Origin of the sequence: Mesorhizobium sp. M0772 (assembly GCF_040320135.1) — a bacterium.
In the GTDB taxonomy this organism is placed as follows: domain Bacteria; phylum Pseudomonadota; class Alphaproteobacteria; order Rhizobiales; family Rhizobiaceae; genus Mesorhizobium.
Genome location: NZ_JAMYPB010000087.1, coordinates 1 through 13,840, shown reverse-complemented (window position 1 = coordinate 13,840; position 13,840 = coordinate 1). Strand labels below are relative to the sequence as shown.

General features: G+C 57.4%; 12 protein-coding genes and 1 pseudogene. 5 read left to right on the top strand and 8 right to left on the bottom strand.

The window, feature by feature from the left end; translation table 11 throughout:
• The 7 genes from NKI06_RS30035 to NKI06_RS30005 form a co-directional block, all read right to left on the bottom strand.
• Positions 1–583, bottom strand: a 583-nt coding sequence (locus tag NKI06_RS30035; protein WP_352987880.1) for an aminotransferase class III-fold pyridoxal phosphate-dependent enzyme, incomplete at its 3' end; no start/stop codon positions are given.
• A gap of 189 nt (positions 584–772) precedes the next feature.
• Positions 773–1,798 carry an ABC transporter ATP-binding protein gene (locus NKI06_RS30030; protein ID WP_352987879.1) on the bottom strand — a complete coding sequence of 342 codons (1,026 nt, stop codon included), beginning with the start codon at positions 1,796–1,798 and terminating at the stop codon, positions 773–775.
• Positions 1,795–2,796, bottom strand: coding sequence for an ABC transporter ATP-binding protein (locus NKI06_RS30025; RefSeq protein ID WP_502900630.1), 1,002 nt, complete (start codon positions 2,794–2,796; stop codon positions 1,795–1,797). The genes NKI06_RS30030 and NKI06_RS30025 overlap by 4 nt, the downstream gene beginning before the upstream one ends.
• 7 nt (positions 2,797–2,803) lie before the next feature.
• On the bottom strand, positions 2,804–3,685 hold the full coding sequence (locus NKI06_RS30020; protein WP_352987877.1) for an ABC transporter permease: 882 nt from the start codon (positions 3,683–3,685) through the stop codon (positions 2,804–2,806).
• Position 3,686: 1 nt separating this feature from the next.
• The gene (locus NKI06_RS30015) at positions 3,687–4,628 is read right to left on the bottom strand and encodes an ABC transporter permease (RefSeq protein ID WP_352987876.1); all 942 of its coding nucleotides are present in this window, start codon (positions 4,626–4,628) and stop codon (positions 3,687–3,689) included.
• Between the two features lie 3 nt (positions 4,629–4,631).
• Positions 4,632–6,233 carry an ABC transporter substrate-binding protein gene (locus NKI06_RS30010; RefSeq protein WP_352987875.1) on the bottom strand — a complete coding sequence of 534 codons (1,602 nt, stop codon included), beginning with the start codon at positions 6,231–6,233 and terminating at the stop codon, positions 4,632–4,634.
• A 925-nt stretch (positions 6,234–7,158) separates the two neighbouring features.
• Complete coding sequence (locus tag NKI06_RS30005; protein ID WP_352987874.1) at positions 7,159–8,040, bottom strand: LysR family transcriptional regulator; 882 nt, start codon at positions 8,038–8,040, stop codon at positions 7,159–7,161.
• 175 nt (positions 8,041–8,215) lie between these two features.
• Here NKI06_RS30005 and NKI06_RS30000 point away from each other — a divergent pair, with 175 nt between their 5' ends.
• From NKI06_RS30000 to NKI06_RS29980, 5 genes are all read left to right on the top strand, one after another.
• Positions 8,216–9,634: a diaminopimelate decarboxylase family protein gene (locus NKI06_RS30000; RefSeq protein WP_352987873.1), complete on the top strand. Its 1,419-nt coding sequence runs from the start codon at positions 8,216–8,218 to the stop codon at positions 9,632–9,634.
• 42 nt (positions 9,635–9,676) lie between these two features.
• Positions 9,677–10,132: a VOC family protein gene (locus NKI06_RS29995; RefSeq protein WP_352987872.1), complete on the top strand. Its 456-nt coding sequence runs from the start codon at positions 9,677–9,679 to the stop codon at positions 10,130–10,132.
• A gap of 67 nt (positions 10,133–10,199) precedes the next feature.
• A complete protein-coding gene (locus tag NKI06_RS29990; RefSeq protein WP_352987871.1) occupies positions 10,200–10,940 on the top strand; it encodes an SDR family NAD(P)-dependent oxidoreductase in 741 nt (246 codons plus the stop codon).
• A gap of 53 nt (positions 10,941–10,993) precedes the next feature.
• Positions 10,994–12,484 (top strand): M81 family metallopeptidase, encoded by a 1,491-nt coding sequence (locus tag NKI06_RS29985; protein ID WP_352987870.1) that lies wholly within the window; start codon positions 10,994–10,996, stop codon positions 12,482–12,484.
• Between the two features lie 98 nt (positions 12,485–12,582).
• On the top strand, positions 12,583–13,350 hold the full coding sequence (locus tag NKI06_RS29980) for an SDR family NAD(P)-dependent oxidoreductase (protein WP_352987869.1): 768 nt from the start codon (positions 12,583–12,585) through the stop codon (positions 13,348–13,350).
• A gap of 101 nt (positions 13,351–13,451) precedes the next feature.
• On the opposite strand, the pseudogene NKI06_RS29975 reads toward NKI06_RS29980, so the two are convergent.
• Positions 13,452–13,583, bottom strand: a pseudogene (locus tag NKI06_RS29975) (helix-turn-helix domain-containing protein); the annotation flags it as partial.
• Positions 13,584–13,840 lie beyond the last annotated feature (257 nt).

Here is a 13,840-nt window from a genome sequence, read left to right as displayed (position 1 = left end):
TGACGACCTCGTCGGCAACCGATGCCGGCATGCCTACATAGGAGGGCACCGCGACGGGTGCGTCGGGAGATCCCCAAGTGGAAGGTATTCCCCCGGCCCCCGCTTCCGCCCAATCATATTTGCCATGGTAGGCACCTTCGATCTTGGCAATACGAGAGCGCCCGGTGAAGGCGCGCGCGGCTTTGATGGCAAACATCACGGCTTCTGTGCCACTATTGACGAAACTGATCTGGTCGATTGCGGGAATGCGATCGACCAGCAGTTCCGCAAGGTCGATCTCATGGGCGGTCGGGTCGGTAAAGCAGGTACCATCACGAAGAAGACGCGCGACAGCGTCCATCACCGGAGCAAACCCGTGCCCGTGGATTAGGGTGGTGAGATTATTACTGAGGTCGAGAAAACGCTGCCCGTCAGCGTCGACAAGATAGGCGCCCTCGCCTTTCAGCACGTAGCGGGGCAACGGGTCGCGCTCGACTCTGACACGGCTGGTCCCGTCCGGGATAACGTGGCAGCCGCGGGCGAACAATTTTACGGACTGGGCCCCAGGCAAGGAGGCGCTCGGCGTCCTGTTTTCGTGCAACATAGTAATATGTCTCCTCAGCATAACATAGAGAACCCCCCGTACCTCTTTCAGTATTTTGTTGCAACAACATAGCATAACTCTGCATCGAGGTAGGGAATGTCGAATTCGACTCGTCGGGCTCCGATTGTGTTCAATAACTACAGTACGTGCTCTATTGGGATCTGGAGGCGCGGCGATCGCGCAGTATTCTCATGCAACAATGTGTCGACGATTTGTTTGCCGTAGATCGGGGCCGGGACTCACCGTGGCCGGAGCCCGAACATGGCAGGCGACGACGCGGCCGTCTGCCATCGGCACCAGAGGAGGGACCTCCATGCGGCAACGCTCGACCGCGAGCGGACAGCGCGGATGAAACGCGCAACCCTTTGGCGGGTTGATCGGGCTTGGCACCTCGCCCTCGGGCACCTCCAGCCGAACCCGCGTCGGATCCGGAACCGGTGCCGCCGCAATCAGCGCCTCGGTGTAGGGATGAACTGGATTGGCGAAGATCGCCTCGCTCGGGGCGAGTTCCACGATCCGCCCCAGGTACATGACGGCAACGCGATGCGCGATATGCTCCACGACGCCAAGATCGTGCGAGATGAAGACGAAGGCGATGCCCATCTGCTGCTGGAGATCCAGAAGCAGATTAAGGATCTGCGCCTGTACGGAGACGTCAAGGGCGGAGACCGCTTCGTCGGCGATGATAAGAGAGGGGTTGAGCGATAGGGCGCGTGCAATGCCTAGACGCTGGCGCTGACCGCCTGACAATTCGGACGGGAGCCTGTGCGCCATTTCCGGCGACATTCCGACTTTTCGGAGAAGGTCGGCTGCAAGCGTCTGGCGCTGCTTGCGACTGAGACGTTCAAAGTTCTCGACAGGTTCGGTGATAATTTGTCCGGCAGTAAGGCGCGGGTTCAGCGACGAGTACGGGTCCTGGAAGACCATCTGCATCCGCCTGCGCCAGGCGCGAAGTGCGTCTTTCTTGAGACCGGCAATGTCGGTTCCGTCGATCAGCACGCGCCCGCTAGTCGGCTCGACGAGCCGCATCAGGAGCCGCGCCACGGTGGACTTGCCACAACCGGATTCGCCGACGATGCAGAGTGTCTCGCCTTCCTCGACGGTGAAGGATACATCCTCCACCGCCCGGATCACCGGAATGCTTTTCTTGAAGATTCCCGAACCAAGCGGATAGTGCTTGATCAGGTTCTCGACTTTCAGCAGAGGTCCGTTCATGCGCCCATCACCTCTTCGGCGCGCCAGCAGGCCGCGGCGTGGCTCGATCCGACATCACGCAGGATGGGTGTCTTCTCGCGGCAAATGTCCATGGCGAACGGGCAGCGAGGCGCAAAGCTGCACCCGACAATGGGATCGCGCAGGCTTGGCACGATCCCGGGAATTTCGGGAAGGCGGCGCTGGCGGCCGCGCCGCGGATCGGGCACCGATCGCATGAGGCCCTGGGTGTAGGGATGCGCGGGGCGCGCGAAGAGATCTATTACGTTCGCCTGTTCTACGATCCGGCCGGCATACATCACGATCACGCGCTGGCATGTCTCGGCCACAACGCCAAGATCATGCGTGATGAACATGACGGCCGTTCCCGTGCGCTCTTTTAGGTCGACCATGAGCCGTAGGATCTGCGCCTGGATGGTGACGTCGAGGGCCGTCGTCGGCTCGTCGGCGATCAACAGTTCTGGTGAGCAGGCAAGCGCCATTGCGATCATGGCGCGCTGGCGCATGCCGCCCGACATTTCGTGTGGGTAATTGTTGACGCGACGCTCGGGGTCGGCGATGCGGACGAGACGGAGCATCTCTTCTGCTTTCTTGATGGCCACCGAGCGGGACGCCTTCGTGTGGATCTGAACCGCCTCGGCGATCTGGTGGCCGACCGTATAGACGGGGTTCAGGCTCGTCATCGGCTCCTGGAAAATCATGGCGATCTGGTCGCCGCGGATCTTTCGCATCTCCCGATCGGACAGATCAAGCAAGTCGCGTCCGTGAAATCGGACCTCGCCACCGACAGTCCTGGCGGAAAGCTTCGGTAGCAGGCGGAGGATCGAGAGGGCAGTGACGCTCTTCCCACATCCCGATTCGCCGACAACGCCAAGCGTCTCGCCTTTCTTCACCTGGAAGCTGATGCCGCCCAAGGCGCGGGTGACGCTCTCTTCTCCGTAAAAGTGCGTCTCAAGGTCGCGAACGTCGAGGAGCACATCATCCTCTGCAGATTCTCGCATCAGCATATTAGCGCCTCCGCTTTGAGCGGGGATCGAACATATCGCGCAGGCCGTCGCCAAGCAGATTGACGGCAAGGACGGTAACAGCGAGGCAGATACCGGGGGCGAAGATCGTCAATGGGGAGATGGCGAGATACAGGCGTGAACTGGCGATCATGTTGCCCCAGCTTGGAATCTCGGGCGGCACGCCCACGCCGAGGAAGCTCAGCCCCGCCTCGGTCAGGATCGCGCTGGCGCAGACAGTAGCGCCCTGGACCATCAGCGCCGGAATGGTGCTCGGCAGGATATGCCGCCACAGCACCTTTGGCAGGCGCGCGCCGCCGCAGAGGGCGGCTTCCACATACGGACGTTGCCGAACGCTGAGGACCACCGAACGAACCAATCGCGCCACCGCCGGCGTCTCGGGAATCGCAATCGCGACGATGAGAATACCGATCCCGGGGCCGGTCAGGGAAATAAGGGCAATGGCCAGCAGAATTGTTGGGATCGACATCAGGCCGTCCATGATCCGCATGACGATATTGTCGAACGTGCGATTGTAGCCGGCGAGGATGCCAATCAGGAGCCCAATCATGGCCGCGCAAGCCGCCGACATCAATCCGACCATGATAGAGATCCGCGCGCCGAAAATCGTTCGGGCAAACACATCCCGGCCCAGGTTGTCGCTCCCGAACCAGATCGCGGCGGAAGGCGGTTGGAGGCGCTTGAACGGATCTATGTTGACCGGATCGCCGGCGTAAAGCGGAGCGGCGAGCGCTAGAATGATGAGGAGCGCCAACAGGCCGCCGCCGACCAGGACCAGCGGGTGCCGCCTTGCCAGACGGGGAAGATCGGATAGCCGCAGCCGACCCATTGCCACGGCTTCAACTGGTGCGGAGAGGAGCGTCATATTAGTACCGGATGCGGGGATCGATCAGCGTGTAGGCCAGATCGACCGCGAGGTTGATAAGGACGTACAGACCCGACGTCAGGATAAGTACGCTCTGGATGATGGGATAGTCACGGTTGTTGATCGCATCGACGACCAGACGACCGATACCGGGGATGTTGAACACCGTTTCCGTGAGGACAACACCGCCGATCAGATAAGCGAAGCTTATGCCGATCACGGTCAGGATCGGGACGCCGGCATTCTTCAGGGCATGGTGAAAAAGCATGGCATAAGGCGAAGCACCCTTGGCAGCGGCCGTTCGCATATAGTCTTCCGACAGGACCTCGAGCATGCTTGCCCGTGTAACCCGGGCGATGAATGCAATGAAGCCAAGACCTAGCGCCACGGTGGGCAGGATCAGGTGCGCGAACCAAGGCCCGAGGCCACCATCGATCGGCACATACCCCTGCACCGGCAGCCAGTGCAGCCTGATAGCAAAGAAGTATATGAAAAAATAACCGATGACAAAGACCGGAACGGAATAACCCAGGGCCGAAAAGGCCGCGAGGAGGCGGTCGATGAGACCGCCAGTTCGCCACGCGGCAAGGATGCCGAAGGAGACCCCCACCGTCACCGAAAGGATCATCGTCAGGGTAGACAGAGAAACGGTCGGTTCAAGCCGCTGCGAGATGAGCTCGAGAACCGGTCGTTGGGAAAAGATGGAGATGCCGAAATCGCCGCCGAGCATGTCCCGCACCCAACGAATGAACTGAACCGGCAGTGGGTCGTTCAGGCCGAGTTTTTCGCGGATGCCAGCAATCATCTCTACCGTGGCCGACTTACCGGCGATCATCGCCGCAGGGTCGCCGGGCGCAAGCCTGAGCAGTAGGAAAACGAAGATCCCGACCATCGCCATTACGGCGATGGCCGAAATCAACCGGCGTAGGATGTAGCTCCCCATCGCTCAGGCTTTTTCCATGTTCCATATTGGGAAGCGCGTGTTCGGCCCCTCGATGAGACCAGTTAGCGCCTTACTGCGCGCAACTGGCGCCAGAACCTTCCCCAGCATGATGCAGCCGACGAAGTCCCACCAAATCCCTTGCATTTTGCGGGCGAGTGCCTGGCGCTCTTCGAGTGTTGCGACGTCTGCCCATTTGGCCCGGAGAGCTTCGTATTCGTCGTTCTTTGGCCAGCCGTAAAACGCATCTTCACCATTTGCGTGCAAGACGGAACAGCCGATCGGATTGCCGAAGCCATTATCGGGCCAGTCCGAAATGAACATGCTCCAGCCGCCATTCTCGACGGGGCCCTTGTTCGCCCGAGCCGTGGAAAACTCACTGAAGGACATCGGCCCAAGCACGACATTGACCCCGATTTTACGCAGCACATCGGCCAGTGCCAGCGCGGCATTGCTGGCAACCGGCCAGTCGGTAATTTGAAAAAGATAAAGCTTCTCGCCGGCATAGCCGGCCTCCTGGAGCAGCTGTTTGGCCCTCTGCGGATCACCACCCTTCTTGTACCATCCCGTATTCTCGTCATTGGAGTAGGGACTACTATCTCCGAAGATCGAAATCAGGCGGCGACCGTAATTGGGATCGGGAGAAATGACGCGAAGGAACGCCTCCTGGTCAATCAGGTGAAGCATCGCTTGGCGTGCTTTGACGTTGTTGAAGGGTGGCTGCAGGAAATTCATGCGTAGATAGAGGTCATCCCCCCCCTTATCCAGAAGCTGAAGTTCAAGATTGGGGTCACTTTTGATAGTGCCGTAAAGATCGGCGGACGGAGCCTGAACGAAGTCGATTTCACCTGCTTGCAAGGCGGCCAAAGCAGTCTGCTCATCCGCAATATTTTGCCAGACGACTCGATCGACCTTAACGACCTTCCCACCGGCGTGTCCATCGGAGGGCTCTTGGCGCGGCACGTACTTTTCGTTGCGGTCGTAAGTGAAACTCGCACCTGGGCGGGCAAGAGCCTCGTTGAACGTGAACGGCCCCGATCCGATATTCGAGGTCACCTGCTCGGTAGCGGGTCGGCTCGCGTCCTTTTCGCGCATGACGGCTAGGAAATTTATGCCTCCTGCCAGGTAATCGAGCAGAAGCCCTAACGGTTTCTTGAGAACGATCTTGAAGGTCTTGTCGCCTGTGGTCGCGATATCGCTGGTCCGCTCCTTGATCAATTTCCCACCGCCGTCCACCTGCCACCAGCGACGAATGGATGCCACGCAGTCCGCCGCCGTGACGGGACTGCCGTCATTGAATTGCAGGCCATCCCGAAGCTCAAACGTATAGGTCTTTTTGTCTTCGGAAACCCCCCATTTCCCCACCATTTGCGGCTGCGGTACGAGCTTGGAATCGAACGCGAAAAGCGTGTCGTAGACCGACCAAGCATGTATGTAGGTGATGTCGGAGATGGATAAGATTGGATCAACAACAGTGAGGTCGCTCATCGCCATCCGGACCGTCCGGGCGGCTACTGGTGATGACTGTGCCCGAAGCATCGATGGGATCGATAGGACCGTTCCGGCGGCTAAGCCTGACTTGATCAAGTCGCGTCGAGTGATTGTCATGTTCTGTTCCTCCCTCTGATTAGAGTTTTGTCGGTGCTTATCTCAAAGCTGTTGATTCAATCTGGTGGAGATCTCCAACAGAACACTGACGCGCGGTGATTTTGGGAGTGGGAACATCATAAGCGCGACATCTGTTGATTTTTGATTTTTCTGCACTCTAGCCAACGGTGATCTCCCATTTTTGTTGAGGCCAACCCTGACCTTGAGGGGAAAAATAAACTAATCGTTTGGGTTTCCTCGCGAATGCGCACGGTTTTTCCCCGGCCGAAGATCGTCTGCGCGTCTCGTCAGTCGCATCGAAATGTGATTAGCCACAGTTCGGGAACAGGGCTGTGTTGGACGCTTGGAAAGCCGCGACCCGTCGCCACTCATCGTGCCACTCCAGACCATCTGCGTAGTCCGCAGGTGGACTCCGAAAGAGCGGACTTCAAGTTGTCGATTGCCATGTTAGTCATTAGAAGTGAACTTCGAATGGTCATACCCACGCATTACCGCCGCCTTTTTCGAATGATCGCCAATTTTTCCATCGCGACAATTGCTTTGTTCATCATGATCTGTTCACTTAAAATCACCAATGACCGCAAGCATGAGAGCGACGCTCGGGTCGCAGGGTTGCCGGAGAACTGAGCTAGCCCGGCGAGACAAGCACGACCTGATCGTCAGCAACCATGGCACCGAATTCACGTCGAATGCGATGCTAGCCTGGACCGAAGAGGTGGGCGTGCTGGCCTCCGGCCCGATCTTGTCGGCTCTGCGCAATCTCTTCGTCCCGCCGCGCTCAAAACGCCCGCTCTCGCTACACATATTCACCGCCTGCAGGCGGTGGCGGAATGGAAAGCCCCGTGGCCGTGGTCAGCTGACATCAGCGGCCGCAGGTCTCAACGCGTTTATATGCAGACAACGTCACATCGCCCTTTGTGTCATATCATTCCAAGACATCAGCTAGCCAGCGCCGCAGGGCAAGGATCGGAGCTGTCACAAATCGCGACTTGGTGGTCACAAGGCAGTATGAGCCCAAGTGGACATTCGTCGACAAAACCTCGACGAGTTCACCCGTCTTGATATGCTGGTCGACTAGAAGGCTTCCTGTCATCGCAACGCCCTGTCCTAAACGCGCTGATTCGATCGTCTGCTGACCGTTCCATAGCTTGGGGCCGCGTAATGAGAGCGGTCCTGAACGTCCAAGATGGTCGAACCACCGTTCCCACTGGCCAGCCGACTCTTCGTGTATGAGCGGAAGTTTCAGAAGTTCATCAACGGACGACACCGGCCCGTGGCGGTCCAGGAAGGCCGGGCTCGCCACGGGAAACATGCGGGGACGATTAAGCACCTCCACATGGCATCCGTGACGCTCCTCGCCATCGAACAGGAAGACGATCTCCGCATCAGCTTCGTTCGCCGCCAAATCGGGACGCTGCCGTGTCGGCCGAAGGGCGACATCACACCCTGGCAGGTAACTCTCGATATCTGGCAGCCGAGGAAGCAGCGTGATCGATGCGATGCCCGGCGTACACCAGATATCCAGCTGCGTTGGCAGGTCGGGCTTCAGCTCGGACGTGGCGAGTGTGATCGCTTCAAACGCCCGAGATACCTTCTGATAGTAACGTTCACCTGACCCGGTAAGCGTCAAGCCCCTACCCTCACGCTGGAAGAACGCCACGCCGAGACGGTTCTGAAGGTTGTGGATGTGGCGCGATACCGCCGTATGGCTAACCGACAGCTCGTCCCCGGCCGCGCGGACACTTCCGGTGCGTGCAACGGCCTCAAACGCGCGAAGCGCGATAAGCGGTGGCAGGCGGTCACTCATCTCACGAAATTTGCCCAGACCTCAACCTCGGTTATCTCGACCATTGGTCACTTATAGTCAACATATCCTCGTGAACAAAGCAATTGTCGCGCTTGCCGCCTGGGGGGACATTCATCGCGTTGAACAGCAGTGACTGCAGCAGACGTAGAGATTGCAGATTCCAAAAGGCTTAGTAATGATGATTGAAATCCCTGTAGGACGAGAATTTCTCGGCTCTAAGCCCCGCGAACATTTGACCAATATGCTCACGCGCACTGACCACATCGAGGTATCGCAGGACGGCGATCTGATCTTCGACGGCTACAAGGTCGAGGATTTGCTCTCAGAATTCGGCTCTCCGCTTTATGTGGTGAGCGAGCAAATTCTGCGCGAAAACTTCCGCCGGATCAAAGGTGTCTTCGAAAGGCTCTGGCCGAACACGGTCGTGGTCATGTACGCCATCAAGTCGAACAACAATCCGGCGATCCGGGCAGTCATCCATCAGGAGGGCGGTGGCGGCGACTGCTTCGGCTTAGGCGAACTGCATTCCACGTTCATGGGCGGCGCCGATCCCGAGCGCGTCGCCATGAACGGCAGCAACAAGACGGAAGCCGAATTGCGCGCCGCCATTCAGAAGGGCGTCAACGTCAACATCGATGCGGTGGATGAGATCCGCATGCTGGATGCGATATGTGCGGACCTTGGAACGGTCGGGTCTGTCGCCCTGCGCATCAAGAGCGCGCCGAAAAGCCTAGCAGATTCACCAAGTGATTACTTGGGCTTGGCCAGCGACTCCAGGAAGTTCCTTTTGCGGGAAAAGTGGGGATTTTCGGTCGACTCCGCCCTTGAGCTGGTACCCCAAATTCTGGACTGCCGGAACCTCCGGCTGCGCGGGTTCAGTCTACACACGCCCCGATTTACACAAAATCCCGAGCTGTTCGCAGAGTGCACAGGCGACTTTGCAGAAACGATCATTCGGATCCGCGAAGCCACGGGCTATGTCCCAGAGCTTATCGATATCGGCGGTGGCTGGCCTCGGGACCGCGACCCGGAATCGCGGATCCACGAGCTGAACAGTTCCTCGGTCGAAGACTTTGCTGAAGCGGTCGTAGCCTCGCTTATCGACACATTCAGATCGCACCAGATGCCTATTCCAGAGCTTCGCATGGAGCCAGGGAGATTTATTGTCGGCAACGCTGTGGCGCTGCTGGGCCGAGTAGGTCAGATCAAGCGGGACTGCGGGATGGTGTGGGTCAACGTTGATTTCAGCACCAACAATCTGCCGCGCATTGATACGGCCGGCAGCGCCTACCATTTCCTACCTGCAAGGGGGATGGACAGGGCCTATGCCGAGCTAGCCCAAATAGTCGGATCGACCTGCATCGACTCGCGTATGGCGGACAACTGGCCAATTCCCAAATTGGCCACCGGCGAGCCCGTCGTAATCTTGGATGCTGGAATGTACGCCGATTCAGCATCGACGCAGTTCAATAGCGTTCCTCGACCTGCCACGGTGATGATCAGCAATGGCTCGATCCACATTATCAAGCGGCGGGAAACCGTCGAGGATCTTTATCGAAATACATCCGTGCCCGAGCACCTGTTGCCCAAGTAACGGCTTCGTCAGCATTTACGCGATGACCCCGGGAGTATATCAATGAAAGATATCGACGATATAAGCCTTAACCATTTCAGCTTCACCGTAGAAGACCTCGACAGGACTGTCTCGTTCTTCGAGCAGGTTTTCAACTTTGAAATCCTCTCGAAAGGCCCCCGCGACACGGCGATGATACGCGCCGTGACGGGGTTGCACGACGCCGACATCGTTGTGGCCTTCATGAAGGGACCAGGCTTCGTCATCGAGTTCATCGAGTATGTAGGCCAGTTAAGGAGCCGGCGAATGGATATGCGCCCATGTGACGCGAGTTTCGCGCATCTTGCCTTGAATGTGCCTGATCTCGAGCAAGTGCAGAAGCGAGCCGAACGATATGGGGGTCGGCCTCTTGGAAAGATAGGGACCGTTGACACAGGGCCGAACAAGGGCAAACGCCTGATGTACATCCAAACGTGGGACGGTGTGACTGTGGAGATCATGGGGGGATCGCCACCCTGACGGTCTCCAGCGAAGGGAGTGGCCAGTTCGCATTGGCGGCGCATTGAAAGGGTGCGGGGGAGGTGACATGCACGACTTTGGTGGACGAGTCCTGTGGCTGACAGGAGCGAATGGCGTGATTTCCCGCGAGGTCGCGCGCATCTTCTTCGACTTAAGCGCTTCGTGCGTCCTGACGGACCTAGACGAAACCGGCGTCAAGGATTTCGCAAGGGAACTAGACTCCACGGGCGAAAGGGTAATCGGCCTCAGGCAGGATGCCGGCAAGTCCGAGGATGCCAATGCAGTGGCAGCCGAGATCAGCAAGCGTTTTGGCAAGCTTGATTTCCTGGTGACCAGCGCGGGTCTTTACCGCGACCAGATGATTCACGACATGACCGACGAACAGTGGAAGCTCAGCACCGCGGTAAACCTCGACGGGGTGTTCTTTACCTGCCGCGCTGCGATTCCCCTGCTCGTCAAAGGCGGCTCGGTTGTAAACGTGGCCTCGGTAGCCGGTCATTGCGGAAGCTACAACCATTCGAGCTATGCAACTTCCAAAGGGGGCGTGTTGACTTTCACGCGCACACTGGCTTTGGAGCTTGCTCCCGATGTTCGGGTGAATGCTGTGTCCCCCGGCCTCATCGATACACCGATGGTCAAGACCTTGCTCGAAAAGCAGGGGCCGCAACTGATCGCTTCGACGCCACTGAAGCGCACGGGCCGGCCACAAGAAGTGGCGCAGACCGTGGCGTATCTTTGCTCGGATTGGGCCAGCTTCATCACCGGCGAAACTGTCCACATCAACGGCGGTCGCTACATCGCCAGTTGATGGCTCCAGCGAACGCTCAGGAAAACGTCTCATCATTAGAGGGTCCAGGCAGTATGAAAATATTATTCGGTATGATCGGTCATGAAAGCAGCACCTTTGCCACCGATACTGGCGATTTCAAACGTTGGGCTCCCAATGGATGGTTGGTGAGTGAAGAACTTTTTTGTAAATTCAGGAGTACGCCTAGCGATTTGGGCGGAATGATCAAAGCGGCAGAAGAAGAAGGCGTAGAACTAATTCCGACTGTCGCAGTGATGAATGCCGGGCCGAAACTTAATAAGGAGGCCGTCGAATATGTCGTCGGGGAATTTACTAAGGTTGCCGAAGAACGAAAGGGTGAATACACGGGGATATGTTTGTCGCTTCACGGCGCCGGCTGTGCGGAGAACTCGGACGATTTAGAGGCCTATACCTTGGAAAAAGTGCGGAACGTGGTTGGTCCGCAAATGCCCATTACGGTTTCGCTTGATCTTCATGGGAACATAACACCGGAAATGGTTGGATTGTCGAATGGCCTCTTCGGCTGCAAACAGTATCCCCATATCGATATGGCGGATGCGGGCTATTTGGCCATGAAGACCCTTATTCGCATCTTGCGCGGGGAAGCAACCCCCGAAACTGCCCTTGTTCAACTTCCTTTGATGGTCGATTCGCTAATTGGTAACACCTTTAATGAGCCCATGAAATCTGTCACAGACTACGTAGCCGACTATGCCGCTAAACACGACCTGATAGACGCAGCTTTTTTCCACGGTTACAACTTTACCGATTTGCCTTGCGTTGGAGCTTCTGTGGTGGTTGTAGCTGAAAAAGGGGCAAAGGAGGCCGCCGAAGAAATTGCCACGCACATCTGGGAGAAGAGGGACCAGCTGAAAGGCAAGTGCCCTATGCCGGATGTGGCTGTGGATCGTGCTCTAGACGCGCTGAGAAAACCCGAATCAGGGTATGTTGTCATCGTGGAGGTTTCTGACAATCCTGGTAGCGGGGCGCCTGGCAATGGAACCCATCTTCTGCGCGAGATTCTGAGCCGAAATCTTGCCAAGACCATCTTCGGATTTATATCCGACCCTGAAATCGCCCTTCTTGCTCACAAAGTCGGTGTCGGGGGAGTAGTTTCTGGTTTGCTAGGCGGTAAAATCGACATAATTTCCGGTGCCCCTATTGAGTTGCACAACGCCAAGGTGTGCGCACTGTCAGACGGAAATGCCACTTTCGTGTCTCCGATGATGGAGGGGCTGCCGGTGTGTTACGGCAAAACAGCTCGTTTGCGCGTCGGCAATGTAGAAATTATTGTTACGGAGTTTCCCGACGGGGGAACTATAGATGATCGTCCTTTTTTGATTAATGGCGCCGACGTTACTCAATATGAGATAGTTTGTCTAAAAGGCCTCAACCATTTTCGAGCATTTTTTCAACCTAGAGCCAAGGCAATCGTAGCTACCGATCCCCCAGGTAGTGCAACTTGCAACCTTGCTTCCTATAATTACCAAAGAATCCGTCGGCCGATATATCCCATTGATCTCGAAACAACATTTTCCGTTTAATTGCAAAGCGCGGCACGCGATAAGTTGAAGCGGACAGTTCTGAATCGGGCCGACCTAACGCCGCTGACCTTAATTGTGGTGCTAGACAGGAGGGGAATATGCTGAATGCCAAACAATCGGGTTCGAGTGCCGGGGAAGGGCGTTTAGCCGGCCGAAGGGTTGTTCTAACAGGGGCTGGCTCCGGCATCGGCCGCGCTACTGCGGTTCTAATGGCGGCAGAGGGAGCAACCCTTGCCTTGCTCGATCTGAGGGAAGACGGTCTGCGTGAGACCTACGCCATCAGCTCCGGTAGCACTCATGTCGTCGACGTATCCGATCAGAGTTCAGTAGAGTCGGCTATCGCTGGCGCAGCGAACGCCATGGGAGGCATTGACGGCCTTGTGAACTGTGCTGGCATTTTGGCGGTCAATAGCCTCGAAGACACGACCCTGGACGTGTGGGAGCGTGTCCTCGCAGTCAATCTAACGGGAACTTACCTGGTTTGCCACGCGGCCTTGCCATGGCTTCGGAAGGAAGAACGCGCCGCTATCGTCAATATTTCCTCGGGTCAGGGTCTGAAACCATTCGCGGACCAAACTGCCTACGCTGCTTCGAAAGGCGGGGTCATTGCTTTCACGAAAGCCCTCGCCAGCGAGCTAGCGCCAAAGATCCGCGCTAACGTTATCTGCCCAGGGTTTATTGACACCCCAATGACTGCACCTGAACTGGGTCAAAATTCGATGCCCGTCGACTTCTCCAACTATCTTCTGGGTCGAGCCGCCCAGCCGTCGGAGGTCGCCGAAGCAATCTTATACCTCATTTCCCATGCGTCTTCTTACACGACAGGCGCCACACTGACAGTCGATGGCGGAAGAACGCTCTACTGAGCCACACTGGTGACACCCGCAGCATGCCTTTTGATGGAAGCCGCGTGGCGGGTCACATCGACAAGACGATCTTGAGCGTCCCGGCTATCGGTAAATACGGACTGAAGGTAGCGGCGAGCCGTATTGCGCGCGCAACCGAATTCCTTTGCAATCCGTTTTGCGCCCCAGCCGCATTTATGCAGGCGCACCATCGACATGACTTCCTCTGCCTGCAGCATCCCCTCTCCCTGCATCGCTCTGGACGGTGCAGGAGTCACAGAAATCTCAATGGTCGTCTAGCTTCTTTCCTCTCAAAAGAGAGGGGTCAGTTCTTCGTGTCGTCAGGGGGTCAATTGTGCATGTCGCCTGACAGGCGCGACAGAAGTCCCTGCGAGGGGGCTCTGATCGGGGCGCACCATTTTCGAGACTGTGCAGGACGAGTTCGGGGAGGCCGCCGTTCCCGATGGCGTCAGGCGGACCCTCGAGCGCCGGATTGCCCGGTGGCGGGCAC